Source organism: Nocardioides sp. GCM10028917, assembly GCF_042666175.1.
In the GTDB taxonomy this organism is placed as follows: Bacteria; Actinomycetota; Actinomycetes; order Propionibacteriales; family Nocardioidaceae; genus Nocardioides.
Map to the genome: position 1 here is coordinate 533,914 of NZ_JBHTFL010000003.1, position 25,790 is coordinate 559,703.

Below are 25,790 nucleotides of genomic sequence, written 5' to 3' on the forward strand. Positions count from 1 at the left end.
TCCCATTGTCGGACGTCCTACTTAAAGTGAGCCGGGTCACTCGGGCGACTTGGGTTCCGGGTGCATCTCGGAATCGGAGGAACCAGAGTGAAGCTCCTCAACAGAGGACTTGCGCTCGCGGTCGTGGGGGCGGGTCTCGCCGCTATTCCCACAATCGGCGTGCAAGCAGCACCGGCCGCACAGGCCGACCCCAACGGCGTCTCAGCCATGGCCGACCGGGCCGACGGCGAGGTGGCCGTGACGCGCGAAGGAGCGACCAACAAGGTCGGCTTCATCCGAGTGAAGGGCAACGGCGACCTGCTCCCGTCCGTCGCGGGCAACTCCCTCGACGGCGCGCGCGACAAGGCCGACGCCTACCTCGACCAGTACGCCACCAACTTCGGTGCGCGCCCCGCCGAGCTCCAGCGGGTGGGTGTGGACGTCGCGCCCAACGCCGGCTGGACCGTCACCTACACCCAGACCTACCGGGGCGTCGACGTCTTCGGGTCGATGCTGCGCGCCCAGGTCGACGAGCAGGGCGACCTGACGTCGGTCAACGGCTACGCCGCTCCCGACCTCTCGCTGTCCGTCGACCCGCGCGTGCCTGCCGACAAGGCTGCACAGAACGCGGTCGGCGTGGTCGAGGCCCAGCCGCCGACGACCGACGACGGTGCCACGAGCACCGCTGACCTCGAGGCGAGCGACCCGCGCCTGGTCGTCTACCGCAAGGGCTCCACCAAGGGCGAGGCCGGGGACTCCGTCCTCGCCTGGTACACCGAGGTCGGCAACGGCGACTCGATCCGCGACGTCGTCATCCTCGACGCCAATACCGGCAAGCCGGTCAACCGCTACTCCCTCGTGGACAGCGCGCTCAACCGCCGACTCATCGAGGCGAACGGCTCGAGCAACCCCGCCACCTTCACCCAGGTGTGGCAGGAGGGCGACCCGTTCCCGGGCACCCTCAACCAGGACCAGCAGAACGAGGTCAACTTCACCGGCGACTCCTACTGGTTCTTCAAGAACGTCTTCAACCGCGACTCCTACGACGCCGCCGGCCACACGATGACGACCGTGAACAACGACGGTCGGATCAGCTGCCCCAACGCCAACTGGAACGGCACGACGACCAACTACTGCAACGGGGTCACGTCCGATGACGTGGTGGCCCACGAGTGGGGTCACGCCTACACCGAGTACACCCACGGCTTGATCTACCAGTGGCAGGCCGGCGCCCTCAACGAGTCCTACTCCGACATCTGGGGCGAGACGATCGACCTGATCAACGGCAAGCTCGACGAGGGCGAGGGCGACCTCACCGCCAAGCGCACCGACGGACTCTGCGCCGCCGCGGGTCCGCGTGCGGTCCAGGTCGTCCTCAACTCCCCTGCCACCGTCGCCAAGGTCTGTGTCGCCGGAAGCGCCAGCTGGGCCGCCCAGCCGAACACGACGGGCGTCACCAGTGACATCGTTCTTGGCCTCGACGCGGCCGACGCAGCCGGACCGGCCACCAACGACGGCTGCTCCGCCATCACCAACGCCGCAGCCGTCAACGGCAAGATCGGGATGGTCCAGCGCGGCACCTGTGCCTTCACCGTGAAGGCCCAGAACCTGAGGGCAGCGGGCGCGATCGGCGTGATCCTCTACAACAACAACGGTGGCGGACCGTTCGCGCCCGGCGGGGGCATCAACCCACCTCTGGACGTCCCGGTCGTGGGCATCTCGCAGGCCGACGGCCAGCGCATCGTCGCCGGCCTCACCAAAGGCCCGGTCAACGGCACGATCCGCCTCTCCGGCACCGACCAGACCGACAACTCCTACCGCTGGCTGATGGGCGAGAAGTCGACCGCTTTCGGCGGCGCCATTCGCGACATGTGGATGCCGACGTGCGCCGGCGACCCCGGCAAGGTGTCGGACGCGGAGTACCAGTGCGACACCAGCGACGCCGGCGGCGTGCACACCAACTCCGGTGTGCCCAACCACGGCTACGCGCTGCTGGTCGACGGCGGCACGTCCAACGGCGTGACCATCTCGGGCATCGGCCTCGACAAGGCCGCAGCGATCTACTACCGCGCGATGACCGCCTACCAGACGCCGATCTCGGACTTCGTCGACCACGCGGATGCACTGGCTGCCTCGTGCCGCGACCTGACGGGGCAGGCGATCAACAAGCTCACCGTCGTGCCCGACGCCACCCCGGTGGCCGCCGCACCGATCACGGCTGCCGACTGCACCCAGGTCGACAACGCCGCGGCCGCGGTCGAGCTCCGCAGGGAGCCCACCCAGTGCAACTTCCAGCCGCTGTTCAACGAGGGCAAGGTGTCTTGCGGCACGGGGTTCTCCGAGTCCGTCATCTGGAGCGAGGACTTCGAGGACGGGCTCGACGGGTGGGGCACCGACCAGCAGATCGTCTACCCCGGCGGCCTCGCCCGGCCATGGACCACGGTGACCAACCCGACCGGGCACACCAGCCAGGTCGCCTTCGGCAACGCCGATGGTCGCATCGGTCAGTGCGTGAACGGGCCCGGCGACTTCTCCAGCCGTGACTCGATCATCAGCCCGACCATCACGATGCCCACCGGGCCCCTCACCGGCCAGCGACTTTCGTTCGAGCACTCGGTTGCGACGGAGCTCGACGTGGATGGTGGCAACGTGAAGGTGAGCATCAACGGCAGCGCGTTCGAGGCCGTGCCGGCGTCGGCGTACGCCTTCAACGCGCCGCGCACCCTCCTGCCGGCATCGGCGGGCAACACCAACCCGATGGCGGGCGAGCCTGCCTTCACCGGGACCGACGGCGGCAAGCTCACCACCAAGTGGGGCACCTCGGTCGTCGACCTGGGCCGACTCAATGTCAAGAACGGTGACAGGCTGCAGTTCCGCCTCGACATCGGTCGCGACGGCTGCGGTGGCGTCACCGGCTGGTGGGTCGACAACATGAAGGTCACCATCTGCAAGGTCGCCACGATCATCACGGCAGCGCACGTGCCGGAACCGTCCAAGGCCGGCAAGGCCTCGTCGGCCAAGGTGACCGTCACCCGTGACGGTTCCACCGGTCCGGCACCGGACGGCGTCGTCGTGGTGAAGAAGGCCGACGGCACCGAGCTCGGTCGCGGGACCTTGGCCAGCGGCACTGCGACGATCGGCCTGCCGGCCACCCTTCCAGCCGGGAAGCACACGCTGACCGCGGCCTACCTCGGCACCGAGACCCTGGCCCCGGCCAGCACGGCTTTCACCGCCACCGTGGCAGGAAAGGTCAAGCGGGTCGCCTCGCGGGCGGTCGCCAAGGTGTCGCCGAAGACTCCCGAGTTCAACCGGGACTTCACGGTGATCGGCAAGGTGCGCGCCAAGGGTGAAGTCCTCGTGCCGAGGAGCCGGGTCGTGTTCCGGATCGACGGCAAGAAGGTCGGCACTCGCAAGCTGGACGACGGACGGGCGGTGATGACGGTCCGCAGGAACTACGGCGTCGGCAAGCACAAGCTCATCGTCATCTACAAGGGCTCCGAGATCGTCAAGCGGAGCAAGGACAAGCTGACGTTCCGGATCACGCGTCGCTGATCTGAATACCAGCACGAAGCACACGAGGGCCCCGGCGGATCTCCGCCGGGGCCCTCGTGCGTTCGTGCACGTCATGGGCGGGACCGGGTCGGACCGCGCCGTCAGAGAAGGCCGGTGAGCCAGGGCCGCACCACGAGGAGCGTGGGCAGCGCCAGGATCGCCACGGCGAGCAGCGACACGGCCGCCGACTGCCACGGGTGTGGCCGGGTGTCGCGCAGCGCCTCCACCCGTGCGGCGAGCGACGAGCCGGCCGAGCCGAGCGACCCGGCGGGCGCCGGCGACCCCGCCAGCGTCACGAGCGCGGAGAGGAGCGCCCGCCGGTCGCCCGTACGGCACGCCGCGCGGTCCGCGAGCACCTCGACGAGCACCTCGACCTCGCGCCGGGCCGACGCGCTGGCGACCCAGCGCGGGAACGCCAGGTGCAGGACCGTGAAGGCCTCCAGCACCAGGTCGTGGCGCGCCCGCAGGTGCGAGCGCTCGTGATCGAGGACCGCGCCGAGCTCGGCCGGCGCGAGGCGGGTCAGGGTCGATCGGGACACGACGATGCGCGAGCGGCTCATGCCGGGGACGCAGTAGGCGACGGGCACGTCGTGCTCGAGGACCGAGACTCCCCCGTCCACCCGGGCGACCAGGTCGACGCGCTCGCGGTGCAGCCGTCGCATGCGGCGCAGCGCGGTGCCGGTGCGGTGGCCACTCAGCAGGAGCCGGGCCAGCACGACCGCGGTGACCGCTCCCGCAAGACCTGCGAGCACGACGTCAGCGGGACCGGCCGGGTCCTCCCACAGGTGCGCGGTCACCAGCGACAGCCCGGCACCGAGCGCCGCGAGGACGGCAGCCAGCGCAGCGCTCTGCCAGAGCAGCATCGCGGCGGCCGGCGTACGACGGAGCCGGGTCCAGCGCGAGAGCACCCACGGCAGCGGGCCGGCCAGCAGCACCGAGAGCGCGCCGAGGACGACAGGGGGCGGCATCGCCGGTGGCCGGTCAGGCCAGGTCGTCGAGGGCGCGTCGCAGGGCCGCGAGGTCCTCGGCGCTGGCCTCTCCCACGAACGAGACCAGGGCCTGCTCGCGGTCGTCGCGCGTGGCTTCGAGCGCCTCGTGCATGACTTCGGCGGTCATCGCGGCCCTTGTGAGTCGTGGTGCGTAGCGGAACGCGCGTCCGTCGCGCTCGCGGACCACGACGTCCTTGCGGGCGAGGCGATCGAGCACGGTCATCACGGTCGTGTAGGCCAGGTCGCGCCCGTCGCGCCCCTGGAGCCGGTCGTGCACGGCGCGGCCGCTGACGCCCGGGCGCTCGGCATCGCTGCCGTCGAGGTCCCACAGCGTCTCGAGGACGGCCTGCTCGAGCTCCCCCATCCGGGACCTTGGACTCATGGACAGGAGTCTAGGGGCCCTGACCTGCGAATTACGACACGGCGTAGTATCTACTACAGTTTGTAGTAACTCCTTCGCCGAAAGGGTCCCATGGACGTCCTCGACATCGCCCGGTGGCAGTTCGGGATCATCACCGTCTACCACTTTCTGTTCGTGCCGTTGACGATCGGACTCACCGCGGTCATCGCCGGGCTGGAGACCGCGTGGGTGCGCACCGGCAAGGAGGACTACCTCCGGCTGACGAAGTTCTTCGCCAAGCTCTTCCTCATCAACTTCGCCATCGGCGTCGTCACCGGCATCGTCCAGGAGTTCCAGTTCGGGATGAACTGGTCGGACTACTCACGCTTCGTCGGCGACGTCTTCGGGGCGCCCCTCGCGATCGAGGGCCTGCTGGCCTTCTTCCTCGAGTCGACCTTCCTCGGCCTCTGGATCTTCGGCTGGGACAAGCTTCCTCGAGGCCTGCACGCCGCCTGCATGTGGCTGGTGCACCTCGGCACCCTGGCCTCGTCGTGGTTCATCCTCGCCGCGAACTCGTGGATGCAGCACCCGGTCGGCCACCGCTTCAACCCCGAGACCGGCCGCGCCGAGCTGACCGACTTCTGGGCGGTGATGTTCAACAAGGTCCAGGTCGTGACGTTCCCGCACGTGATCTTCGCGGCGTACATGACAGCGGGCACCTTCCTGCTCGGGGTCTCGGCCTACCTCTACATGAAGAAGAAGCACGAGGCCGACCGGCCGATGTACCACGGCGCCATCCGCATCGGCGCGGTCATCACCCTGCTCGCCGGGATCGGCGTGGCCGTCACCGGCGACCTGCAGGGCAAGGTGATGACCGAGGTGCAGCCGATGAAGATGGCGGCCGCGGAGGGCCTCTACGAGACCAGCGACAGCTGCGCGCCGTTCTCCGTCCTCACCCTCGGCACCCCCGACGGGAAGGAGGAGAAGTTCGCCGTCACGGTCCCCTGCCTATTGTCCTTCCTCGGCACCGGTTCCTTCGACGGGAAGGTCGAGGGCATCAACCCGCTGCGCGAGCAGTACGCCGAGACGTACGGCTCGGACCCGTCCTCGAAGGCCTTCACCGAGGGTGACTACACCCCGGTGATCCCCGTGACCTACTGGTCGTTCCGCTTCATGATGGGCCTCGGCTTCTTCGCCGCGGGCGGCGCGGCCCTCATCCTGTGGCTGACGCGCCAGGGGCGTACGCCGGGCGTGCGCTGGCTCGGCGTGCTCGGGCTCGGCCTGCCGATCGCGACGACGCTCGCCTCGTCCTGGGGATGGATCTTCACCGAGATGGGCCGCCAGCCGTGGGTGGTCTTCGGGCTGATGACCACCGAGTCCGGCGTCTCGCCCGGCGTCTCGGTCTTCGAGGCCGCCACGTCGCTCGTCGTGCTCACCTCGCTCTACGCCGTGCTCGCGGTGATCGAGGTCAAGCTCCTCGTCACCTACGTCAACAAGGGTGCGGATCCCTACCTCGAGCCGCCCCGCGTCAAGATCGGCGGCTCCGACGAGGACGCCCCGCTCACCTTCGCCTACTGACCAGCCGCCCTCCCGCCGGACCACGAGAGAGACATCAGAGAGACCACCATGGAACTGACCACCGTCTGGTTCGCCCTGATCGCCGTGCTGTGGGTCGGCTACTTCTGCCTCGAGGGCTTCGACTTCGGGGTGGGGATGCTGCTGCCCGTGCTGGCCCGCAACGAGACCGAGCGACGCGTCATGATCAACACCATCGGGCCGGTGTGGGACGGCAACGAGGTCTGGGTGCTCGTGGCGGGCGGCGCGACCTTCGCCGCGTTCCCCGAGTGGTACGCCACCCTGTTCAGCGGGTTCTACCTGCCGCTGCTGCTGATCCTCGTCGCGCTCATCGTGCGTGGGCTCTCCTTCGAGTACCGCCACAAGAGGGAGGCCGACAGCTGGAAGGGCCGGTGGGACCTCGCCATCATCTGGGGGTCGTTCGTGCCGGCGTTGCTGTGGGGAGTCGCCTTCGCCAACATCGTCGCGGGCGTGCCGATCGACGCCGACAAGGAGTTCACCGGCACGGCCCTCACGCTGCTCAACCCCTACGGCCTGCTCGGCGGGCTCGTCACCCTGACGCTCTTCGCCACGCACGGGGCGATGTTCGTCGCGCTCAAGACCGACGGCGACATCCGCCACCGCGCCCGCGACCTGGCGGTGCGGACCGGCGCGGTCGCCGCCCTGCTGGCCGTGGTGTTCCTGGCGTGGACCCAGCTGAAGACGGGCACCGCCGCCTCGGCAGTGGTCTTCGTGGTCGCCGCGCTGTCGCTCGTCGTCGCCCTCTTCGCGGCGATGCGCGGCCGGGAGGGCTGGGCCTTCGTCGGCACGTTCCTCACCATCGGCCTCGCCGTCGTCGGCCTGTTCGTCGCGCTGTTCCCCGACGTGATGCCGTCGACGACCGATCCGGCCTTCTCGCTCACCACCACCAACGCGGCGGCGACGGCGTACACGCTCGAGGTGATGACGTGGGTCGCCGTCGTCTTCACCCCGATCGTGCTCGGCTACCAGGCGTGGACCTACTGGGTGTTCCGCAAGCGGATCTCGGTGCACCACATCCCCTCGCCGGTCCTCGCGGACGCGGCCACGTGAAGCCGCTGGACCCGGCGGTCCTCCGCCACCTCCGTCCTGCGCGCGGCGCCCTGTCGCTGGTCGTCGCGAGCGGCGTCGTCGGCGGGGTGGCCACGGTGGCGCAGGCATTCGCGCTGGGCGCGCTCGTGGTCGCAGCCGTCTCCCCGCCGGCCGGCGGCTGGGCGGGTGCGGCGTGGGCGTTCGGCGGCCTGGTGCTGCTGCGGACCGCGGCGGCGTACGTCGGTCAGCGGGCGGCGGCCCGAGCCGCGGGCGAGGTCTCCGGCGCGTTGCGGCAACGGTTGCTGGACGCGGCGCGACGGAGCGACGACCTGTCGCCCGCCCGGCTGGTCGTGCTGGCCACCCGCGGCGTCACCGGCGTCGAGCCCTACGTCACCCGCTACCTGCCCGCACTGGTACCGGCCGCCGTGCTCCCGCTCGTCGCGCTCGCTGCGATCGCGTGGCTCGACCCGCTGTCGGGCCTCGTGGTCGCCCTGACGCTGCCACTGGTCCCTGTCTTCGCGGTGCTGGTCGGGCTCACCACCCGCGATCGCGCCCGCACCCAGTGGCGCGCGCTCGAGGCACTGTCGGGGCACTTCCTCGACGTGGTGCGCGGGTTGCCGACCCTCGTCGCCCACCGCCGCGCCGACGCGCAGGTCGACACGATCCGGTCCGTCACGCACCGCTACCGCCGCGCGACCGTCGACACCCTGAAGGTCGCCTTCGCCTCCTCGTCGGTGCTGGAGCTGGTCGCCACGCTGTCGGTCGCGCTGGTGGCGGTGACGGTGGGCCTGCGGCTGGCGTCGGGGAGCGTCGGCTTCCAGGTCGCCCTCACCGTCCTGCTGCTCGCCCCCGAGGCCTACTGGCCGCTGCGCCGCGTGGGCGCAGAGTTCCACGCCGCGGCCGAGGGGACCGCCGCCCTCGCCGACGCCGACGAGCTGCTCGCGCGGGCCGGGTCGCTCGAGCCCGGCACGGCGCTGCCCACCGCGACCGGGCTCGCACTGCGCGGTCTCGAGATCGGCTACTCCGCCGGAGCCTCCCTCACCCGTCCGCTCGACCTCGAGCTGCCCGACCGGGGCCTCGTCGCGATCGCCGGGCCGTCCGGCTGCGGCAAGTCGACGCTCCTCGCCACGCTCCGCGGCGAGCTGGCGCCCCTGACCGGCGACGTCCGGCTCGGCGGCACCCCGCTCGGCGACCTCGACCCGGGCTGGTGGCGCAGCCTGGTCGGGTGGGCACCGCAGCGACCGTGGCTGCTCACCGACACCATCGGCGCCAACGTGCGGATCGGCCGACCCTCGGCCGGCGACGACGAGGTGTGGGAGGCCCTGCGCTGCGTCGACCTCGCCGACGTCGTGCGCGCCCTCCCCCACGGCCTGGAGACGCCGCTCGGCGAGGACGGTGCCGGCTTGTCCGCGGGCCAGCGGGCCCGCGTCGCGCTGGCCCGCGTCGTGCTCGCCGGGCGGCCGTTCGTCCTCCTCGACGAGCCGAGCGCCCACCTCGACGAGGAGACCGAGCAGGTCCTCCTCGAGACCCTCGCCCTGCTCGCGCAGCGGAGCCTGGTGCTCGTGGTGGCGCACCGGCCGGCCGTCCTCGCCGCCGCCGACCGGGTGGTCGAGCTGGTGCCGGCGACCGCTCCCGCCAGCGAGGTGGCGGCAGATGGCACACCGGGACCGTCGGATCAGGCGATCTGCCGCCACCCAGCGACGCCCGCAGCGGTCGTCCCGGCCGACGACGACGAGCGTCGGCCGCGGTGGGGCTTGCGGACGGCCACCCTGCTCGGCGCGCTGTCCACGGCGTCAGGTGTCGCGCTCACGGCGACCGCGGGCTGGCTCATCACCCGCGCCAGCGAACAGCCGCCGGTGCTCTACCTGATGGTGGCGATCGTCGGGGTGCGCCTCTTCGGGCTCGCCCGCCCGGTGCTCCGCCACGCCGAGCGCGTGCTCAGCCACGACGTCGTCCTCCGCGAGCTCGCGGAGCGCCGGGCCAGGGTCTTCGCCGACCTGGTCCCGCTGGTCCCCGGTCGCCTCGGCCCGCGCCGCGGCGACCTGCTCACCGGTGTCGTCGACGACGTCGACGCCCTGCTCGACGACCGCCTGCGGGTGCGCCAACCGCTCGTCACCGCCGCCCTCGTCGGTGTGGGCGCCGCCCTGCTCACCGCCCTCGTCGCTCCAGTGGCGGGCGCGGTCGTGCTGCTGGTCGCCGGCTCGGGAGCGCTCGCGTTCGTGCTCGCCCGGCGCGGCACCGCCGACGCCGAGCCCCTGGTCGTCCTGCGCCGCGCACGGCTCGGGACGCGGGTCGAGGAGCTGGCGCACGGGCTGCGCGAGCTCGCGCAGTGGGGCGCGACGGACCGGGCGCTCGACGCGGTCCGGGAGGAGGCGGCCGGGCTCGCCCGTGCCGTACGACGTTCCTCCCGGGCCGTCGCAGCGGGTACGGCCCTGACCAGCACGGCAGCCGGCCTGGGCGTGGTCGCCGTGGCCGCCCTCGTCGACCCCGCGAGCACCTCCCCCGCCCGCCTGGCCCTGCTGCTGCTCGTGCCGCTCGCCCTGGCCGATGCGGTCGGTGGACTGGCCGACGCCGGCGCCCTGTCGGTGCGCGCACGTGCGGCCCGCGAGCGCCTGGACCGGCTCGCCGCCACCGCCCCGGCGGTCAGCGACCCCGCCGCTCCCCTGCCCCTGCCCGACGGGCACGGCGTGGTGGTGAACGGTGCCGAGCTCGGGTGGTCCGACCGGCCGGCGCTGGCGCTCGACCACCTCGTCCTGCGGCCCGGAGAGCACCTCGGGATCACCGGCCCCTCCGGGTCCGGCAAGTCCACCCTTGCCGCCACCCTCGTCCGCTTCATCGACCCGCTCAGCGGTGCGGTGCAGCTCGGTGGGAGCGACCTGCGTCGGCTCGCCCTCGACGACGTACGCCGCCGGGTGGGCCTGGTCGACGACGACCCCCACGTCTTCGCCTCGACGGTCGCCGAGAACGTCCGCCTCGCCCGGCCGGACGCCGACGACGACGAGGTCCGCGCCGCGCTGGACCGGGCGTGCCTCGGCAGCTGGGTGGACGGCCTTCCCGCCGGCATCCACACCCACGTCGGCGCGGACCGTCGCGAGGTGTCCGGCGGCGAGCGCGCACGCCTGGCCCTGGCCCGCTCGCTGCTGGCGGACCCGCCGGTGCTCCTCCTCGACGAGCCGACGGCCCACCTCGACGGGCCGACCGCGCGGGCCGTCGCGGACGAGATGCTCGACTCGGCGTCCCGGGTCGGACGGTCGATCCTGTGGATCACCCACGGCACGGTCGGGCTGGACGCGATGGACCGGGTGGTGCACCTGGAGGCGGGGACGGCCGCCTCGGTCAGTCGGCCTGCTCTCGCGGCGAGCGCAGCGGGAGCGTGAAGGTGAACGTGCTCCCCTGACCCAGCTCGGAGGACACCGACAGGGTCCCGCCGTGCGACTCCGCGATCCGCTGCGCGATCGGCAGCCCGAGACCGGTGCCCGGCACGGACAGCGCGTTGGGGTTGGTCGAGCGGTGGAAGGCGGAGAACACGTGCTGCTGGTCGGCCATCGAGATGCCGAGGCCGGTGTCGGTGACGTCGACGCTCACCTCGTCATCACGGACCGTCATCGCGACCGACACCGAGCCGTCCTCGGGCGTGTACTTCACGGCGTTGTCGACCATGTTGTCGATCACCCGGGCCAGCTCCTCGGGGTCGCCGAAGACCACCACCGGCGTCGTCCCCGGCTGGTCGAAGTGCAGCCGGACGCCGGCCTGCTTGGCGCGGATGCTGAGCAGGTCGACGCTGGCCTCGCACAGCTCGGCGAGGTCGACGGCCCGGCGCACGGTCTCCCGCCTGCCCTGGATCCGGGAGTAGTGCAGCAGGTTGGCGACGAGGTTGTTGAGCCGGCCGGCGTTGCGGATGATCGCGTCGATCGAGGAGAGGTCGGGGTGCCGGTCGGCGATGAGCTCGGCGTGGCCGAGGATCGCGGTGAGCGGCGTCTTGAGCTCGTGGGAGATCGTCGCGATCAGCTCGCTGCGGTAGCGGGCGAGCTCGCGCAGCTCCTGGACGAGCCGCTGCTCGGTCTCGAGGACGCGGGAGGCGCGGACGGTCTGGGCGAGCAGCCGGCCCACCTCGAGCACCGCGTCGGCCTCGTTGGCGGTCACGGCGCGGGCGTGGCGTGCGAAGCCGAGCACGAGGTAGCCGACCAGGTCGTCCTGCGACACGAGCGGGGACACGAGCGCACGATCGACGCGCATGCCGCGCATCAGCTCCTGCATCCGGGCGGCGCTGCGGGGCAGCTGCGGTGACGAGGGGTCGTCCACGCCGAGCTCGATGAGCACGGGGAGCTCCTCGAGGCGGGTGAGGTCCTCGCGGATCTCGGGCACCTCGTGCTCGGGCGTGAAGGCGTACGGTGTCCCGACGCCGAGCTGGCTGCCCTGCGCGTCGCTGGGGAACGTGCGCACCACCGTCTGCACCGTGCCGAGCGACTCGGCGACGGCCACCACGGCCGCGCCGAGCGCCTGGGAGAGGTTCTGGGCGGTCGCGGCGCCGGCCACCGTGGTGAGCATCCGGTCGAGGCGCACCCGGTCGGTGAGGCGCTCGCGCTCGCGGGCGTTGGACAGGGCGACGCCCGCCTGCACGGCGAACATCTCCAGCAGCTCGCGGTCGGCCTCGTCGGGCACCCGGCCGTCGGCGGGGAGGTCGACCGCCATGTTGCCGAGCAGCTCGCCGCCCGCCGAGTAGAGCGGCGCGTAGAGCGCGTGCTCGGGGTGCCACGCCTCAGGGTCACCGGTCGGCTGGAACTCGGGGATCCAGGCCGCCTGCAGCCGCGCCGCGGACATCCGCCCGGCCGGCACGAAGCGGAGGATGCCCCACTTGTCGGCCTCGCGGAACTCGTCGAGGATCTGGTCGGCCGGGGTGCGGCGGTGGAGGATCTGCGCGACCACCTCGGGCGGGCCGGCGACGTGGGTCATCACCAGCACGTCGCCCTCGAGCCGTGCGATGGCCGCGACCCCGTAGCCCAGGACGTCGACGACACCGTGGGCGATCTCCTCGAGGATCACCTCGGTATCGGTGGAGGAGTTGACGCGCCGCATCAGCTCGGCCAACCGGCTCAGAGCGCCCTGGCTTCGCGGCATGTCCACCTCCCCACCCACCCAGGCCCCGACGGCCCCACTCCTGCTGGTCCTGCTGGTCCCGCCCTCCCCGGCGTTGATGCTAGGGCCGTCAGGCCTCGATCACCACCGGAATGATCATCGGACGGCGACGGTGGGCGCGGTTGACCCAGCGACCGACCACGCGACGGATGGTCTGCTGGAGCTGGTGGGAGTCGGTGACGCCCTCCTGCACGGCCGCGGCGATCGCGTCGATGATCGGCTGCCGGATCTCGTCGAAGGTGGTCTCGTCCTCGGCGAAGCCGCGGGCGTGGATCTCCGGGCCCGACACGACCTTGCCGGTGACGGAGTCCACGACGACGATCACCGAGAGGAAGCCTTCCTCGCCGAGGATGCGCCGGTCCTTCATCGACGCCTCGGACACGTCACCGATCGTGGTGCCGTCGACGAAGACATAGCCGACCTCCACCTTGCCGGCGACCCGGGCGACGCCGTCGACCAGATCGACGACGACGCCGTCCTCGGCCAGCACGACGTTCTTCACCCCGGTCGCCCGGGCGAGGTCGGCGTTGGCCCGCATGTGGCGGACCTCGCCGTGCACCGGCATCACGTTGCGCGGCTTGACGATGTTGTAGCAGTAGAGCAGCTCGCCGGCGCTCGCGTGGCCGGAGACGTGGACGAGTGAGTTGCCCTTGTGCACGACGTTGGCGCCGAGGCGGGACAGCCCGTTGATCACGCGGTAGACGGCGTTCTCGTTGCCCGGGATCAGCGAGCTGGCGAGGACGACCGTGTCGCCCGGCTCGAGCTGCACGAAGTGGTGGTTGCTCTGCGACATCCGGCTCAGGGCCGCCAGCGGCTCGCCCTGGGAGCCGGTCGAGACGAGGACCTGCTTGTGCGGGGGCAGGTCGGCGAGCTCCTTGGCCTCGACCATCACGCCCGGCGGGACGGTGAGGTAGCCGAGCTCCTGGGCGATGGCCATGTTGCGCACCATCGAGCGCCCGACGTAGCCGACCTTGCGGCCGTGGGCCACCGCGGCGTCGAGCACCTGCTGGACGCGGTGCACGTGGGAGGCGAAGCAGGCCACGATGATCCGCTGGTCGCTCTTGGCGAAGACCCGGTCCAGCACCGGGGCGATGTCCTTCTCCGAGGTGGTGAAGCCCGGCACCTCGGCGTTGGTGGAGTCGGTGAGGAACAGGTCGACGCCCTCGTCGCCGAGGCGCGCGAACTCGTTGAGGTCGGTGATCCGGCCGTCGAGCGGCAGCTGGTCCATCTTGAAGTCGCCGGTGTGGAGGACGACGCCCGCGCCCGTGCGGATCACGACCGCGAGCGCGTCGGGGATCGAGTGGTTGACCGCGACGAACTCCAGCACGAAGGGGCCGAAGGTGATGGTCTGCCCCTCGGCGACCTCGTAGTGGACCGTCTCCTTCAGGCGGTGCTCGCGGAGCTTGGACCCGAGCAGGGCCAGGGTCAGCTTGGACCCGACGAGCGGGATGTCGCCGCGCTCGCGCAGGAGGTACGGCGTGGCGCCGATGTGGTCCTCATGGCCGTGGGTCAGCACCAGCGCCTCGACGGCGTCGAGGCGGTCCCGGATCGGCTCGAAGTCCGGGAGGATCAGGTCCACGCCGGGGTGGTGGTCCTCGGGGAACAGCACGCCGCAGTCGACGAGCAGCAGCCGGCCGTCGTACTCGAACGCGGTCATGTTGCGGCCCACCTCGCCCAGCCCACCGAGCGGGATGACCCGAAGGCCTCCGGCCGGGAGGGGGGCGGGCGCGCTCAGGTCGGGGTGGGGGTGGCTCAAGGTATTCCTCGGGTTCGGTGTCAGTGGTTCAGATGAGGCCGGCGGCAGCCAGGCCCGTGCGGAGCGCCGCGACCTCGTGGTCGTCGAGCGCGACGAGCGGGCCGCGGACGCGGCGGTTGTCGATCACGCCGAGCAGCTCGAGGGCTGCCTTGGCGGTGGTGGCGCCGTAGTTGGGGACGCCCATCACGGCGTCGAAGGCCGGGAGGAGCGACGTGTGGATGCGCAGGGCCTCGGCGTGGTCGCCGCTGACCCACGCGTCGATCATCGACGCCAGCTGGTCGCCCGCGGCGTGCGCGACGACCGAGACCAGGCCGACGCCGCCGTACGCGAGGTAGCCCAGGGTGGCGACGTCGTCGCCGGAGTAGACGGAGTAGCCCATCTCCACCAGCTGCGCCGTGCGCGGCAGCAGGCCGGAGGCCTCCTTGACCGACGTGACGTGGTCGTAGCGACGCATCGCCTCGTAGGTGTCGAGCTCGATGAGACTCGCCGTGCGGCCCGGCACGTCGTAGAGCATGACCGGGAGGTCGGTCGCCTCGGCCACCGAGGTGAAGTGGTGCTGCAGGCCGATCTGGCCGGGCTTGTTGTAGTAGGGGCTGACGAGCAGCACCCCGTCGACGCCGATCTTCTCCGCCTGGCGCGCGAGCTCCACCGAGTGGGCGGTGGCGTTGGTGCCGACGCCCGCGATGACGCTCGCCCGGTCGCCGACCGCGTCCTGCACGGCGCGGAGGATCTCCCCGTCCTCGGCCACCGAGGTGGTGGGGCTCTCCCCCGTCGTGCCGCTGACGACGACCCCGTCGTTGCCGTGGTCGACGAGGTGCGTCGCGATCCGCGCCGTGCCCTCGAGGTCGACGCTGCCGTCCTCGTGGAACGCGGTGGCCATCGCGGTGAGGAGGCGGCCGAACGGGACGTCGACACTCACGCGCGTACTCGCTTCGCTCCGCTCGCTCATGCTCGAAGGTTATCGCCCCGGTCCGGGATGACCGTCAGCGCCGAGCCGGGTGCCTGTCGGACGCCTGCCCTACGCTCGCGGCATGGCGCACGACGAGGAGCTGGCGCAGCGGATCCACGACCTGCTCGACGGGGAGCCCGGCGTGACGTCGAGGAAGATGTTCGGCGGGCTCGGCTTCATGGTGGACGGCCACATGGCGGTCGCCGCCGGGAGCCAGGGCTCGCTCATGGTGCGGGCCGACCCGGCCGACGCCGAGGAGTGGGCCGACGGCTCGTCGGTGACGCCGATGGAGATGCGCGGTCGGCCGATGGCCGGGTGGCTGCTGGTGGCCCCCGACGCGCTCGCCGACGACGACCAGCTGCAGCTGTGGGTCGACCGTGGCATCGCCTTCGTCCGGACGTTGCCGCCCAGATGAGCGTCGACCTCGTCCTGCCGGGGTGGCTGACCCCGGCTCAGCGGGCCACGCTCGTGTCGCTCGCCGAGCGCAACGACGCGGCGCACGGCGACGACCTGCTCGGCCTCGTGCTGAGCGGGTCCGCGGCCCGTGACCTCGCCACCGAGCTCTCCGACCTCGACGTGATCGTCGTGCTGACCGACGAGGCGGCCGCCGGTCGCTCGACCGCCAAGTCGCGCGAGGTCGACGAGGCGGTGGACTCCTGGTCCGAGCTGCAGGACGTCCCGACCTTCGGCACCGAGGACTGGTGGCAGCGCTGGTCCTACGCCTGGGCGCCCGTGCTCCTCGACCGCACGGGCGGCGCGTTGGCCGACGCCGTCCGCCGCCAGGCCACATTGTCCCCGGACGAGGCCGACGGCGTGCTGATCGACCACGACCGGCTCGACGGGTGGCTCAACTTCGCCTACCGCGCCCTGAAGGACGACCGCGACGGCCGCCCGCTCGAGGCGCGCCTCGACGCAGCCGAGTCGGTGCCGTGGCTGCTCGACGTGGTCTTCGCCATGGCCGGCCGGGTGCGCCCCTACAACAAGTACCTCCCCTGGGAGCTCCGGACCCACCCGCTCGACGGATGGCCGGCCGACGAGCTGCTCGGGCTGGTCGAGCGCACGCTCGAGGGTGACGTGGGCGCGATCCCCGAGACCTTCGCCCGGGTGCGCCCGGCCTGCTCGTCGTACGACGCCGCCCGGGGCCACACGCGCACGACCGACATGGTCGAGGGCTGGGGCGACGAGCTGCGCCTGTTCGAGGTGCGCGCCGGCTGAGGACCGCTCAGGCCTCGCCGGCCGTCGCCCGGAGGACGGGCAGCACGTGGTGCTCGAGCATCGGCGCGAGGTCGTCGGGGTGGTCGTGCAGCGGGGTCCAGCGGACCTCCGCGATCTCGGCGGACGCCACCGGGTCCGAGTCGGACTCCACCCAGAACACCGTCGAGTGCAGCGAGTGTCCCGGCTCGTTGGCCGCCTCGGAGAGGAACTCCCCCAACAGGGTGGCCGACTCGATCTCGAGGCCGACCTCCTCGTAGGTCTCCCGCAGCGCCGCGTCCCGCGCCGACTCGCCGGGCTCGAGCTTGCCGCCGACCAGCATGAACCGCTCGGTCCCCCGCTTCCGGACCGTCAGCACGTGTCCGTCGCGCACGAGCGCGACGGCCGCGACGACGATGTGCCTGTCCCGGTCCACCTCCATGGGCCGAGGATCGCAGGTCGGCCCGGACAGCACGCAGCCACCCTGACCGGGGCTTACCCGGCGGGTGGCTGCGTGGTGGTGCTCGCTGGTCCGTCAGCCGCCTCTCGGCGAAGGGCCGCTCGTAGCGGCAAGTGGTGAGGCCCGGGGGCATGAGTGCGGAGCCAGCTGTCCGGTCCAACGGAGGCCGGCCCGGGTTCATTCCCCGGACTCCGTGATGCCGGTCACCGGCGGCGACTTCCCCGGATATCCGGGGATGTTCCCGCTTGTCGGCTGAAATTTCGGCCGACAAGCGTGAAGTTCCCCGGATATCCGGGGATCGCACCGCCGCAGACGGGCTACGTGCCGAGCGCGCGACGTACGGCCTCGAGGACTTCGGCGTCGGAGACGCCGAGCGAACGGGCAGTGGAGACGTACGACGACGCGGCCTCGCGCAGCGACCGCTGGACGCCGCGGCCGGTGACGAAGGTGCCGGCGCGGCCACGGGTCTCGACGACCCCGAGGACCTCGAGCTCCTTGTAGGCGCGGGCGACGGTGTTGGCAGCCAGGTCGAGCTCGGCGGCGAGCACGCGGACGGGCGGCAGCCGGAGGCCCGCCTCGAGGATGCCGGCGTCGACCTGCGCTCGGATGCCGTCGCGTACCTGCTCGAAGGGAGGGACGCCGGACGTGGGGTCGAGGGTGAGCCTCACGCGGCCGCGTCCATCCGCTCGAGCCAGACGCGCTCGTAGCCGTCGAAGGACTCGCGGAGGGTCTCCACCCACTCCCCGGCGGGGAACTGCGGATAGTGCACGTCCCCGTCGGGCTCGAGGTCGACCTCGGTCAGAACCTGGTGCGTCGCGAAGGGAAGCAGCGCGGCGTAGACCTCCCCGCCGCCGGCGACCATCAGGTCGCCGGGCCTGTCGGCGGCGAGCTCGAGGGCCTGCTCCACCGTGTGCGCGACGAGCACCCCGTCGTGGGTCCAGCCGGCGTGCCGGGTGAGGACGATCGTCGTACGCCCGGGCAGGGGGCGGCCGATCGACTCGAAGGTCGTGCGGCCCATGAGCAGCGTGTGGCCCCAGGTCAGCTCCTTGAACTGAGCCTGCTCGCCCGGGAGCGTCCACGGGATGTCTGGGCCGTTGCCGATCACCCGGTTGCGGGCGTGGGCGGCGACGAGCACCACGCGCTGGTCGGGACGGGTCACGGGACCGACCCTACTGACGACCAGGCGTTCGGCCCTGTTCCCCGTGCGGTTGCCGTGTCACGGTGGGAGGCAGAACCCGAGCCTGGAGGCTGCGATGAGCACCACTGACAGCACGTGCCCCGACTGCCACGCCCTCGTGGCCGACCTCGCCGCTCACGAGCGGTGGCACACCCGGCTGGTGGCCGACGTCGCGAGGGCGGTCAGCCAGGCCCTCGAGCGCCGCTAGACCGCGATGGGCGCCTTGATGCCCGGGTGGGGGTCGTAGCCCTCGACGGCGACGTGCTCGAGGTCGAAGCCGTCGATCTCGGTGACGCTCGGGTCGAGGACCAGGCGCGGCAGCCGGCGCGGCTCGCGCGACAGCTGGAGCTTCGCCTGCTCGACGTGGTTGAGGTAGAGGTGCGCGTCGCCCATCGTGTGCACGAAGTCGCCCACCTCGAGGCCGGTCACCTGGGCGACCATGTGCGTCAGCAGCGCGTAGGACGCGATGTTGAACGGCACGCCGAGGAAGGTGTCGGCCGAGCGCTGGTAGAGCTGGCAGGAGAGCCGGCCCGGACCGGTCTCGGAGGGAGCGACGTAGAACTGGAACAGCGTGTGGCAGGGCGGCAGGGCCATGTCGTCGACGTCGGCGACGTTCCACGCCGACACGATGTGGCGACGGGAGTCGGGGTTCGTGCGGATGCCCTCGACCAGGCGAGCGACCTGGTCGACGTGCCGGCCGTCGGGGGTCGGCCAGGACCGCCACTGGTAGCCGTAGACGGGACCGAGGTCGCCGTCGTCGTCGGCCCACTCGTCCCAGATGGTGATGCCGCGGTCCTGCAGCCACTTCACGTTGGTGTCGCCGCGCAGGAACCACAGCAGCTCCCCGAAGACCGAGCGCGTGTGCACCTTCTTGGTGGTCACGAGGGGGAACCCCTCGGACAGGTCGAAGCGCATCTGGTGGCCGAAGACGCTCAGCGTGCCGGTGCCGGTGCGATCGGTCTTCTCCACCCCCTCGTCGAGGATCCGCTGGAGCAGGTCGAGGTAGGCGCGCACGGGACGACTCTACGACCGACCGACCTACGACCTGGGGACGCGCGCCTCGGCCACGACGCACTCGACGTCGAAGACCAGGTCGGGGCCGAACCGCCACGGCGCGTCCAGGGCGTCGTACGCCACTCGCAGGCGGGCCTGCACGTCGTCGGTCTGCTCGCGCCACAGGACGCCGAAGTTGCCGACCGAGGTGAGCCCCTCCCACAGGTCGTCGGCGGCGACGCGCCACCGCCAGGCGTGCGTGCCGGCGTGGGTGACCGCGAGCCCTGCCTCACCGAGGATGCCTGCCAGCCCGTGCGGCGAGCGCTCGAAGTCGCGATCGGCCGGCAGTCGGGGCGCCGGGGGGCGGCTGGCGCCGGCGGCGTCCAAGAGCCCGGTCCACATCACCCCCTGCGGCGGTGGGGTCGCGCCCCAGATCGTCGCGCGCACGGTGCCGCCGGGCGCGGCCACCCGCGCCAGCTCGCGCGCCCCGGCGCGGGGGTCGTCGACGTGGTTGAGCACGAAGCAGGCCGTCACCGCCTCGAAGCCGTCGTCGGCCAGGGGCAGGTCGGGAAGACCGCCGACGACCACGTCGGTGCCGAGGGCGGTCGAGGCCAGCGCGGCCATCTCCGCATCGGGCTCGACACCGATGGCGTCGTGCCCCTCGTCGCGGGCTGCCTGCACGAGCGCGCCGGTGCCGCACCCGACGTCGAGCAGCCGCCCGTCGCGCGGCAGGCCCGCCACCAGGGCCGGGATCGCGCCGGCGCACAGGCCGGCGAAGCTGCGTGCGTAGGCGTGCGCCACGCCTGTCCAGAGTGCTTCTGCCACGAGGCCGGACCCTAGCGACCGGCGGCCACGCCTCAGCGCAACCGGACCGTGCCGCCCGCGACGACCGTGACGGGGTCGCCGCACGTCCACTCGGTCGGGCACACCACGACGGCGCGACGGCCTGTCTCCGACTGCCGCAGCTCGTCCTCCCCTCCGGCGCGGCGCGCGGAGTCGACGAGGTGGGCCCATCCCCCGCCGGCCAGCGGCACGCTCTCCACCAGGACGTCGTACGGGCCGAGTCCCTGGAGGGGCGGCGGCGTGAGGTCCGCGTCGAGGGCGTCGGGGGCCTCGTCCGCCGTCTCGACGTCTCCCTCCGCGTCCACCCGGACCATCTCGCCGGACCGCAGCCGGGCGACCACGGCGGGGCCGTCGGCGACGAAGGCCTCGACCTCCGGGAGCCCGACGACCACGTCCTCGAGGTGCAGCTCGCCCTCGGCGTACCACGCGACCGGGAGCCGGTTGGCCTCTGCGCGCACCGGAGGTGGCTCCGGCTGCGCTGCCCACCACGCCCACCCCGCGGCGAGCAGGGCCACGACGGCGAGCCCGGCGACGCCACGACGCACTGCCCGCCGTCGACGCACGGCACGGACCTCCACCGCGCGGTCGAGCCACCCCTCCGGCCGGTCCCGCGGGTCGCGAGGACGTACGGCGTGGGGCACCGGCTCGCCCGGCCGCACGGGCAGCCCCGCCCTCTCGCGCACCTCCGCCCAGAGCGTGACGTCGACCTGCTCGTCACGCACCCGGCGCTGCCACGGCCGGCGGGCGGCGAGCAGCACCTCGGCGACCGCGAGGCGTGCGCGGTCACCCGGCACGCCGTCGTCCTCGAGCCCGGCGACGAGGTCCGGCCAGCGCGCGTCGACGTACGTCGCGAAGTCCGACCGGTCCGTCATGCCACCTCCCGCCGCCTCGCCTCGTCCGGGTGAGGCGTCATCGACCGTTCGGACCCGGTGGCCGCTGCGGATGGGGTCAGGCGCTCAGCGACATCGGCCCGTAGACCTGGCGGTCGTGCTCGAACAGCGTGACCGCGGCGACGCCGTGCTCGGCCAGGTCGGCCCAGATCTCGCCGACCCACGACTCAGCGTCGCCCTGGTTGGCGAAGCGCTGGTCGGAGTGGCCGGCGACCTCGACGGCCTCGCCGGACGCGTCCTCGAGTCGCCACCACCACGGCCTCTCGGCGGACGTGGGCTGGCGGAACGTGGGGGGCTGGCCGGGCAGCACGTCAGGACTCCTTGACCGACGGGTCGACGAAGGGCGGCTTGACCAGCTGGAAGATCTCGCGCCGACCGCGGATGTCGACGCCGACCTGGGCGTCCTCGGCGACCATCGTCGGGATCAGGGCGAGCCCGATGCCCTTCTTCAGCGTCGGGGAGAAGGTCCCGGAGGTGATGTCTGCCAGCGGCACGTCGTGGGTCAGGGTGACGCCCATGCCGGGGCGCGGGATGCCGCGACCGACGGCGACGAGCCCGCGCAGGCGACGCCTGGGACCGTCCTCCTTGACCCTGACGACCGCGTCGCGGCCCCAGAAGGTGTTCTTCTTCCACCCGACCGCCCAGGACAGCCCCGCCTCGACGGGGTCGGTGTCGAGGCTGATGTCCTGGCCGTGGAGGGGATAGCCCATCTCGGTGCGCAGCGTGTCGCGCGAGCCGAGGCCGCAGGCGGTGATCCCCCACTCCTCGCCGGCGGCCATCAGGTCGTCCCAGAGCTGGCCGGCCGCGGAGTTGGCGACGACCAGCTCGTAGCCGCGCTCGCCGGTGTAGCCGGTGCGGCACACGACGACGCCGACGCCGGTGTCGCCCAGCTCGGCCTCGACGAAGGACATGTAGTCGTGGCCGGTCGGCATCCCCACCTTCTCGAGCACCTCGTCGGAGCGGGTGCCCTGCACGGCCAGCACGGCGTAGTCGTCGTGGTGGCTGCGCACCTTCACCCCCTCGGGCGCGGCGGCGGCGAGGCGGGCGACCACCTCCGCGGTGTTGGCCGCGTTGGGGATCAGCAGCACGTGCTCGAGGTCGTGCCAGTAGGCGATGAGGTCGTCGACGATGCCGCCGGACTCGTCGAGGCACAGGGTGTACTGCGCCTTGCCGGGCTCGATCTTCGCCAGGTCGTTGGACAGGGTCGCGTTGACGAAGTCGGCGGCGCCCGGGCCGGACACCATCGCCTTGCCGAGGTGGCTCACGTCGAAGATGCCGACCGACTCGCGGACCGTCGTGTGCTCCTTGACGACACCGGTCGGGTACTCCAGCGGCATCGACCACCCACCGAACTCGGCGAACTTCGCACCGAGGGCCTCGTGACGGTCGTGGAGGGGCGACTGCTTGAGCGATCCGGCCATGGCGCGAACCTACCGCAGCGGTAGCTGCGTCAGGTCTCCCCTAACATGCCCCGGGTGAGCACCTACGCCCTCCGCAGCGCCAGCCCCGCCAAGACCCGAGCCGACGCCGTCGTCGTGGGAGTGGTCGCCGGCCCGAAGGGTCCACACCTGTGCGAGGCCGCGGCGGACGTCAGCGCTGCGTACGGTCGCCGGCTGCGCCCCTTCCTCTCCACCATGGGCGTGACCGGCAAGGCCGGTGAGGCGGTCCGGACGCCGACTCGCGACGAGGTCAACGCCCCGCTCCTGGTGTTCGTCGGGCTCGGGGAGGACCCGACCGACCCCATCGCCGTACGCCGTGCCGCGGGCGTCGCCGCCCGCAACATCCCCAACGCCGCCTCGGTCGCCCTCGCCCTGCCGAGCGAGACCCCCGAGCTGGTCGCCGCGGTGGTCGAGGGCCACCGCCTCGGCGGCTACACGTTCACCGCCTACAAGTCCTCGAAGTCCGAGACCACCGAGCCCAACGACGTCGTCGTGCTCACCGCGATCGCGCGCAGGGCCGATGCCGTCGCCGCCCTCGAGCGCGCGGAGGTCCTCGCCGACGCCGTCGCCCTGACCCGCGACTGGGTCAACACGCCGCCGCGCGACTGCACGCCCCCGCTGCTGGCCGAGCTCGTCACGGCCGCGCACAAGGAGGTCACCAAGGGCCGCGGTGGCCCCAAGGTGGAGCTGGAGGTGTTCGACCACGAGCAGCTCGCCGAGATGGGGTGCGGCGGCATCCTCAGCGTCGGCGACTCCTCGGCCGCGCCGTCCCGCCTGGTCAAGCTGACCTGGGCACCGCAGGGGGCCGTGGCGCACCTCGCGCTCGTCGGCAAGGGCGTCACCTTCGACTCCGGCGGCCTCACCATCAAGCCGTCCTCGAGCATGGTCCACATGAAGGGCGACATGGCCGGTGCGGCCAGCGTCGTCGCGGCCACCCTCGCGATCGCGCGGCTCGGCCTGCCGGTCAAGGTGACCGCGTTCGCGCCGATGGCCGAGAACATGGTGTCGGGCACCGCCACCCGCCCCGGTGACGTCATCACGATGCACAACGGGTCGACCGTGGAGATCGCCAACACCGACGCCGAGGGCCGGATGCTGCTGGGCGACGCGCTGTCCCTCGCGGTGCAGGAGGACCCCGACGTGGTCGTCGACATCGCCACCCTCACCGGCCACATGCAGCTCGCGCTGGGCGACAAGGTCGGCGCCGTGATGGGAACCGACGACGAGGTGCAGGTCGTCCTGGCCGCCGGCCGGGCCGCGGGCGAGCAGCACTGGCCGATGCCGATCCCGGAGGAGATGAAGGAGCGCATCACGTCCTCCAAGATCGCCGACCTGCTCCAGCACGACTGGGTGCGGTGGGGCGGCGGCCTCTACGCATCGGCGTTCCTGCGCGAGTTCACCGGCGGGCTGCGGTGGGCGCACCTCGACATCGCCGGCAAGGAGATCAACACCGGCGGCGCGTACGGACACGTGCCCGCAGGCGCCACCGGCTTCGGGGTCACCACGCTGGTGGAGATCGCGCGCTCGCTCGCCGAGGGCCCGTCCGAGGACTGACCCGGGGCTCGCGCGGCTAGAGGCCTCCGGCCTTCTTGCGCCGGTTGTAGTCGCGCATCCGCTGCGGCACGCCGACCACCGCGGCGTCGTACGACGGCACGCGGTGGCGGTTGGCGAAGTCGTGCGCCCACTTCACGCTGGGCACGCGCCGTCGCGTCCACTCGCCGTCGTGCGCGACGAGCAGGAGGGTCACGTCGTTGACGGCCGTGCGGGGCTCGACGAACCCCTCGACCCCCTGGCGGGTGGCGACGAAGGTCTCGAGGTGCCGGACGTCCTCACCGTCGGATGCACGCACGCGGGTCGAGCCGGTGCGGGTGGCGTCCCGCGCCGGAGCGCTGGTGCGTCCTTTGCGGCGGAATCGGTCGAACATGCCCATGGCGCACATTCTGCCGGGACGTTCCCCATCAGTGCGCGCGGATCGCCGGTTCGGGCCCACCCGACCCGGTGTGGACAGCGCCGTGAAGAGTGCAAAGATGGACGCGCCCGAGATGGTCGGTGCGAGTCGAGCGTGTGGAGGGAAGTCAGTGACGGACGGTGAGTTCGACGTCCTCGTCCTCGGGGCTGGATCGGGCGGTTACGCCTGTGCCCTACGAGCAGCCCAGCTGGGCCTGAGCGTCGGGCTCGTCGAGAAGGGCAACCTCGGCGGCACCTGCCTCCACGTGGGCTGCATCCCGACCAAGGCGCTCCTGCACGCCGCGGAGGTCGCCGACTCGGCCCGCGAGGCCGCGCAGTTCGGCGTCACCGCCACCCTCGACGGCATCGACATGGCCGGGGTCAACGCCTACAAGGACAAGGTCGTCGACCGGCTGTTCAAGGGCCTCACCGGACTCATCAAGTCGCGCGGCATCACGGTCATCCAGGGCTCCGGCACGCTGACCGGTCCCCGCGAGGTGACCGTCGACGGCACCGCGTACACCGGCAAGGCCGTCGTGCTGGCCTCCGGCTCCTACAGCAAGTCGCTGCCCGGCCTGGAGGTCGACGGCGAGAAGGTCCTCACCTCCGAGCACGCGCTCCGCCTCGACCGCGTCCCGGCGTCCGCCATCGTGCTGGGCGGCGGCGTGATCGGCTGCGAGTTCGCCAGCGTGTGGAGGTCCTTCGGCTCCGACGTCACCATCATCGAAGCCCTCCCGCGGCTCGTCGCCGCCGAGGACGAGGCCTGCTCCAAGGCGCTCGAGCGCGCGTTCCGCAAGCGCAAGATCAGCTTCCTCACCGGCACCCCGTTCCAGAGCGTCAAGACCACCGACAACGGCGTCGCCGTCACCGTCGAGGGCGGCGACGTGATCGAGGCCGAGGTCCTCCTCGTCGCCGTCGGGCGCGGGCCCTCCACCGACGGCCTCGGCTACGCCGAGCAGGGCATCGAGATGGACCGCGGCTTCGTGCTCGCGGACGAGCGCTGCCGCACCAACGTCGAGGGCGTCTACGCCGTCGGCGACATCGTCCCCGGCCTCCAGCTGGCCCACCGCGGATTCCAGCAGGGCATCTTCGTGGCCGAGGACATCGCCGGGCTCGACCCGCGCCCGGTCGACGACGCCGGCATCCCCCGGGTGACGTACTCCCACCCGGAGATCGCGTCGGTGGGGCTCGACGAGGCGAAGGCCCGCGAGCTCCACGGCGACGCGGTCACCACGGTGACGTACGACCTCGGCGGCAACGGCAAGAGCCAGATCCTGCAGACCCAGGGCTTCGTCAAGCTGGTCGGCCTGGTCGACGGTCCCGTCCTCGGCGTCCACATGGTGGGCGATCGGGTCGGCGAGCTCATCGGCGAGGCCCAGCTCATCTACAACTGGGAGGCACACGCCGACGACGTCGCGCCGCTCGTGCACGCCCACCCCACCCAGAACGAGGCCCTCGGCGAGGCGCACCTCGCGCTGGCCGGCAAGCCGCTCCACGCGCACTCCTGAAGACCCCAGAACCTCC

The 25,790-nt window shown here is 72.2% G+C and carries 23 protein-coding genes; 9 read left to right on the plus strand and 14 right to left on the minus strand.

The window, feature by feature from the left end; all coding sequences use genetic code 11:
• The first annotated feature begins 159 nt into the window (after positions 1–159).
• The gene (locus tag ACFQW6_RS05875; protein ID WP_378542222.1) at positions 160–3,531 is read left to right on the plus strand and encodes a M4 family metallopeptidase; all 3,372 of its coding nucleotides are present in this window, start codon (positions 160–162) and stop codon (positions 3,529–3,531) included.
• Positions 3,532–3,632: 101 nt separating this feature from the next.
• Here ACFQW6_RS05875 and ACFQW6_RS05880 read toward each other — a convergent pair whose 3' ends face one another.
• Together ACFQW6_RS05880 and ACFQW6_RS05885 are read right to left on the minus strand one after the other, a co-directional pair.
• A complete protein-coding gene (locus tag ACFQW6_RS05880; protein WP_378542224.1) occupies positions 3,633–4,499 on the minus strand; it encodes a M56 family metallopeptidase in 867 nt (288 codons plus the stop codon).
• Between the two features lie 13 nt (positions 4,500–4,512).
• The gene (locus ACFQW6_RS05885; protein ID WP_378542226.1) at positions 4,513–4,902 is read right to left on the minus strand and encodes a BlaI/MecI/CopY family transcriptional regulator; all 390 of its coding nucleotides are present in this window, start codon (positions 4,900–4,902) and stop codon (positions 4,513–4,515) included.
• A 90-nt stretch (positions 4,903–4,992) separates the two neighbouring features.
• On the opposite strand from ACFQW6_RS05885, the gene ACFQW6_RS05890 reads away from it, so the two are divergent.
• Genes ACFQW6_RS05890 through cydD form a run of 3 tightly spaced genes read left to right on the plus strand, consistent with a single transcriptional unit; the run spans position 4,993 to position 10,862 of the window.
• On the plus strand, positions 4,993–6,438 hold the full coding sequence (locus ACFQW6_RS05890; protein WP_378542228.1) for a cytochrome ubiquinol oxidase subunit I: 1,446 nt from the start codon (positions 4,993–4,995) through the stop codon (positions 6,436–6,438).
• Positions 6,439–6,486: 48 nt separating this feature from the next.
• Entirely contained in the window at positions 6,487–7,506 is a 1,020-nt protein-coding gene (gene cydB / locus ACFQW6_RS05895; RefSeq protein ID WP_378542230.1) for a cytochrome d ubiquinol oxidase subunit II, read from the plus strand.
• Positions 7,503–10,862, plus strand: a complete 3,360-nt coding sequence (gene cydD / locus ACFQW6_RS05900; protein WP_378542232.1) for a thiol reductant ABC exporter subunit CydD — start codon at positions 7,503–7,505, stop codon at positions 10,860–10,862. The genes cydB and cydD overlap by 4 nt, the downstream gene beginning before the upstream one ends.
• Here the strand turns inward: cydD and ACFQW6_RS05905 are convergent.
• The 3 genes from ACFQW6_RS05905 to dapA all read right to left on the minus strand — a co-directional run bounded on the left by ACFQW6_RS05905 (position 10,822) and on the right by dapA (position 15,296).
• On the minus strand, positions 10,822–12,603 hold the full coding sequence (locus tag ACFQW6_RS05905; RefSeq protein WP_378542234.1) for an ATP-binding protein: 1,782 nt from the start codon (positions 12,601–12,603) through the stop codon (positions 10,822–10,824). The genes cydD and ACFQW6_RS05905 overlap by 41 nt on opposite strands.
• An 88-nt stretch (positions 12,604–12,691) precedes the next feature.
• The gene (locus ACFQW6_RS05910) at positions 12,692–14,377 is read right to left on the minus strand and encodes a ribonuclease J (protein ID WP_378542236.1); all 1,686 of its coding nucleotides are present in this window, start codon (positions 14,375–14,377) and stop codon (positions 12,692–12,694) included.
• Positions 14,378–14,405: 28 nt separating this feature from the next.
• Entirely contained in the window at positions 14,406–15,296 is an 891-nt protein-coding gene (gene dapA, locus ACFQW6_RS05915) for a 4-hydroxy-tetrahydrodipicolinate synthase (RefSeq protein ID WP_378542237.1), read from the minus strand.
• Between the two features lie 112 nt (positions 15,297–15,408).
• Between dapA and ACFQW6_RS05920 the strand changes: the two genes are divergently transcribed.
• The gene (locus ACFQW6_RS05920; protein ID WP_378542239.1) at positions 15,409–15,741 is read left to right on the plus strand and encodes a TfoX/Sxy family protein; all 333 of its coding nucleotides are present in this window, start codon (positions 15,409–15,411) and stop codon (positions 15,739–15,741) included.
• Positions 15,738–16,541: a nucleotidyltransferase domain-containing protein gene (locus tag ACFQW6_RS05925; RefSeq protein WP_378542241.1), complete on the plus strand. Its 804-nt coding sequence runs from the start codon at positions 15,738–15,740 to the stop codon at positions 16,539–16,541. Before ACFQW6_RS05920 ends, ACFQW6_RS05925 begins: the two co-directional genes overlap by 4 nt.
• A gap of 7 nt (positions 16,542–16,548) precedes the next feature.
• Here the strand turns inward: ACFQW6_RS05925 and ACFQW6_RS05930 are convergent, their stop codons facing one another.
• The 3 genes from ACFQW6_RS05930 to ACFQW6_RS05940 form a co-directional block, all read right to left on the minus strand.
• Positions 16,549–16,959, minus strand: a complete 411-nt coding sequence (locus ACFQW6_RS05930; RefSeq protein ID WP_378542243.1) for an NUDIX domain-containing protein — start codon at positions 16,957–16,959, stop codon at positions 16,549–16,551.
• 335 nt (positions 16,960–17,294) lie between these two features.
• Positions 17,295–17,645, minus strand: coding sequence for a GntR family transcriptional regulator (locus ACFQW6_RS05935; protein WP_378542245.1), 351 nt, complete (start codon positions 17,643–17,645; stop codon positions 17,295–17,297).
• On the minus strand, positions 17,642–18,136 hold the full coding sequence (locus ACFQW6_RS05940; RefSeq protein WP_378542247.1) for a dihydrofolate reductase: 495 nt from the start codon (positions 18,134–18,136) through the stop codon (positions 17,642–17,644). Before ACFQW6_RS05940 ends, ACFQW6_RS05935 begins: the two co-directional genes overlap by 4 nt.
• Before the next feature lie 94 nt (positions 18,137–18,230).
• Here ACFQW6_RS05940 and ACFQW6_RS05945 point away from each other — a divergent pair, with 94 nt between their 5' ends.
• A complete protein-coding gene (locus tag ACFQW6_RS05945; protein WP_378542249.1) occupies positions 18,231–18,362 on the plus strand; it encodes a hypothetical protein in 132 nt (43 codons plus the stop codon).
• On the opposite strand, the gene ACFQW6_RS05950 is transcribed toward ACFQW6_RS05945, so the two are convergent.
• From ACFQW6_RS05950 to gcvT, 5 genes are all read right to left on the minus strand, one after another.
• A complete protein-coding gene (locus ACFQW6_RS05950; protein WP_378542251.1) occupies positions 18,359–19,168 on the minus strand; it encodes a thymidylate synthase in 810 nt (269 codons plus the stop codon). The two genes, ACFQW6_RS05945 and ACFQW6_RS05950, sit on opposite strands and share 4 nt — an antisense overlap.
• Positions 19,169–19,192: 24 nt before the next feature.
• On the minus strand, positions 19,193–19,972 hold the full coding sequence (locus ACFQW6_RS05955) for a class I SAM-dependent methyltransferase (protein WP_378542253.1): 780 nt from the start codon (positions 19,970–19,972) through the stop codon (positions 19,193–19,195).
• Positions 19,973–20,004: 32 nt separating this feature from the next.
• Positions 20,005–20,862: a hypothetical protein gene (locus tag ACFQW6_RS05960; protein WP_378542255.1), complete on the minus strand. Its 858-nt coding sequence runs from the start codon at positions 20,860–20,862 to the stop codon at positions 20,005–20,007.
• A gap of 76 nt (positions 20,863–20,938) precedes the next feature.
• On the minus strand, positions 20,939–21,190 hold the full coding sequence (locus ACFQW6_RS05965; RefSeq protein WP_378542257.1) for a hypothetical protein: 252 nt from the start codon (positions 21,188–21,190) through the stop codon (positions 20,939–20,941).
• Position 21,191: 1 nt separating this feature from the next.
• Positions 21,192–22,301: a glycine cleavage system aminomethyltransferase GcvT gene (gcvT, locus tag ACFQW6_RS05970; RefSeq protein WP_378542259.1), complete on the minus strand. Its 1,110-nt coding sequence runs from the start codon at positions 22,299–22,301 to the stop codon at positions 21,192–21,194.
• 54 nt (positions 22,302–22,355) lie between these two features.
• On the opposite strand from gcvT, the gene ACFQW6_RS05975 reads away from it, so the two are divergent.
• Positions 22,356–23,873, plus strand: a complete 1,518-nt coding sequence (locus tag ACFQW6_RS05975) for a leucyl aminopeptidase (RefSeq protein WP_378542261.1) — start codon at positions 22,356–22,358, stop codon at positions 23,871–23,873.
• A gap of 16 nt (positions 23,874–23,889) precedes the next feature.
• Here ACFQW6_RS05975 and ACFQW6_RS05980 read toward each other — a convergent pair whose 3' ends face one another.
• Positions 23,890–24,249 carry a hypothetical protein gene (locus tag ACFQW6_RS05980; protein WP_378542263.1) on the minus strand — a complete coding sequence of 120 codons (360 nt, stop codon included), beginning with the start codon at positions 24,247–24,249 and terminating at the stop codon, positions 23,890–23,892.
• 148 nt (positions 24,250–24,397) lie between these two features.
• Here ACFQW6_RS05980 and lpdA point away from each other — a divergent pair, with 148 nt between their 5' ends.
• Positions 24,398–25,774: a dihydrolipoyl dehydrogenase gene (gene lpdA, locus ACFQW6_RS05985; protein ID WP_378542265.1), complete on the plus strand. Its 1,377-nt coding sequence runs from the start codon at positions 24,398–24,400 to the stop codon at positions 25,772–25,774.
• Positions 25,775–25,790 lie beyond the last annotated feature (16 nt).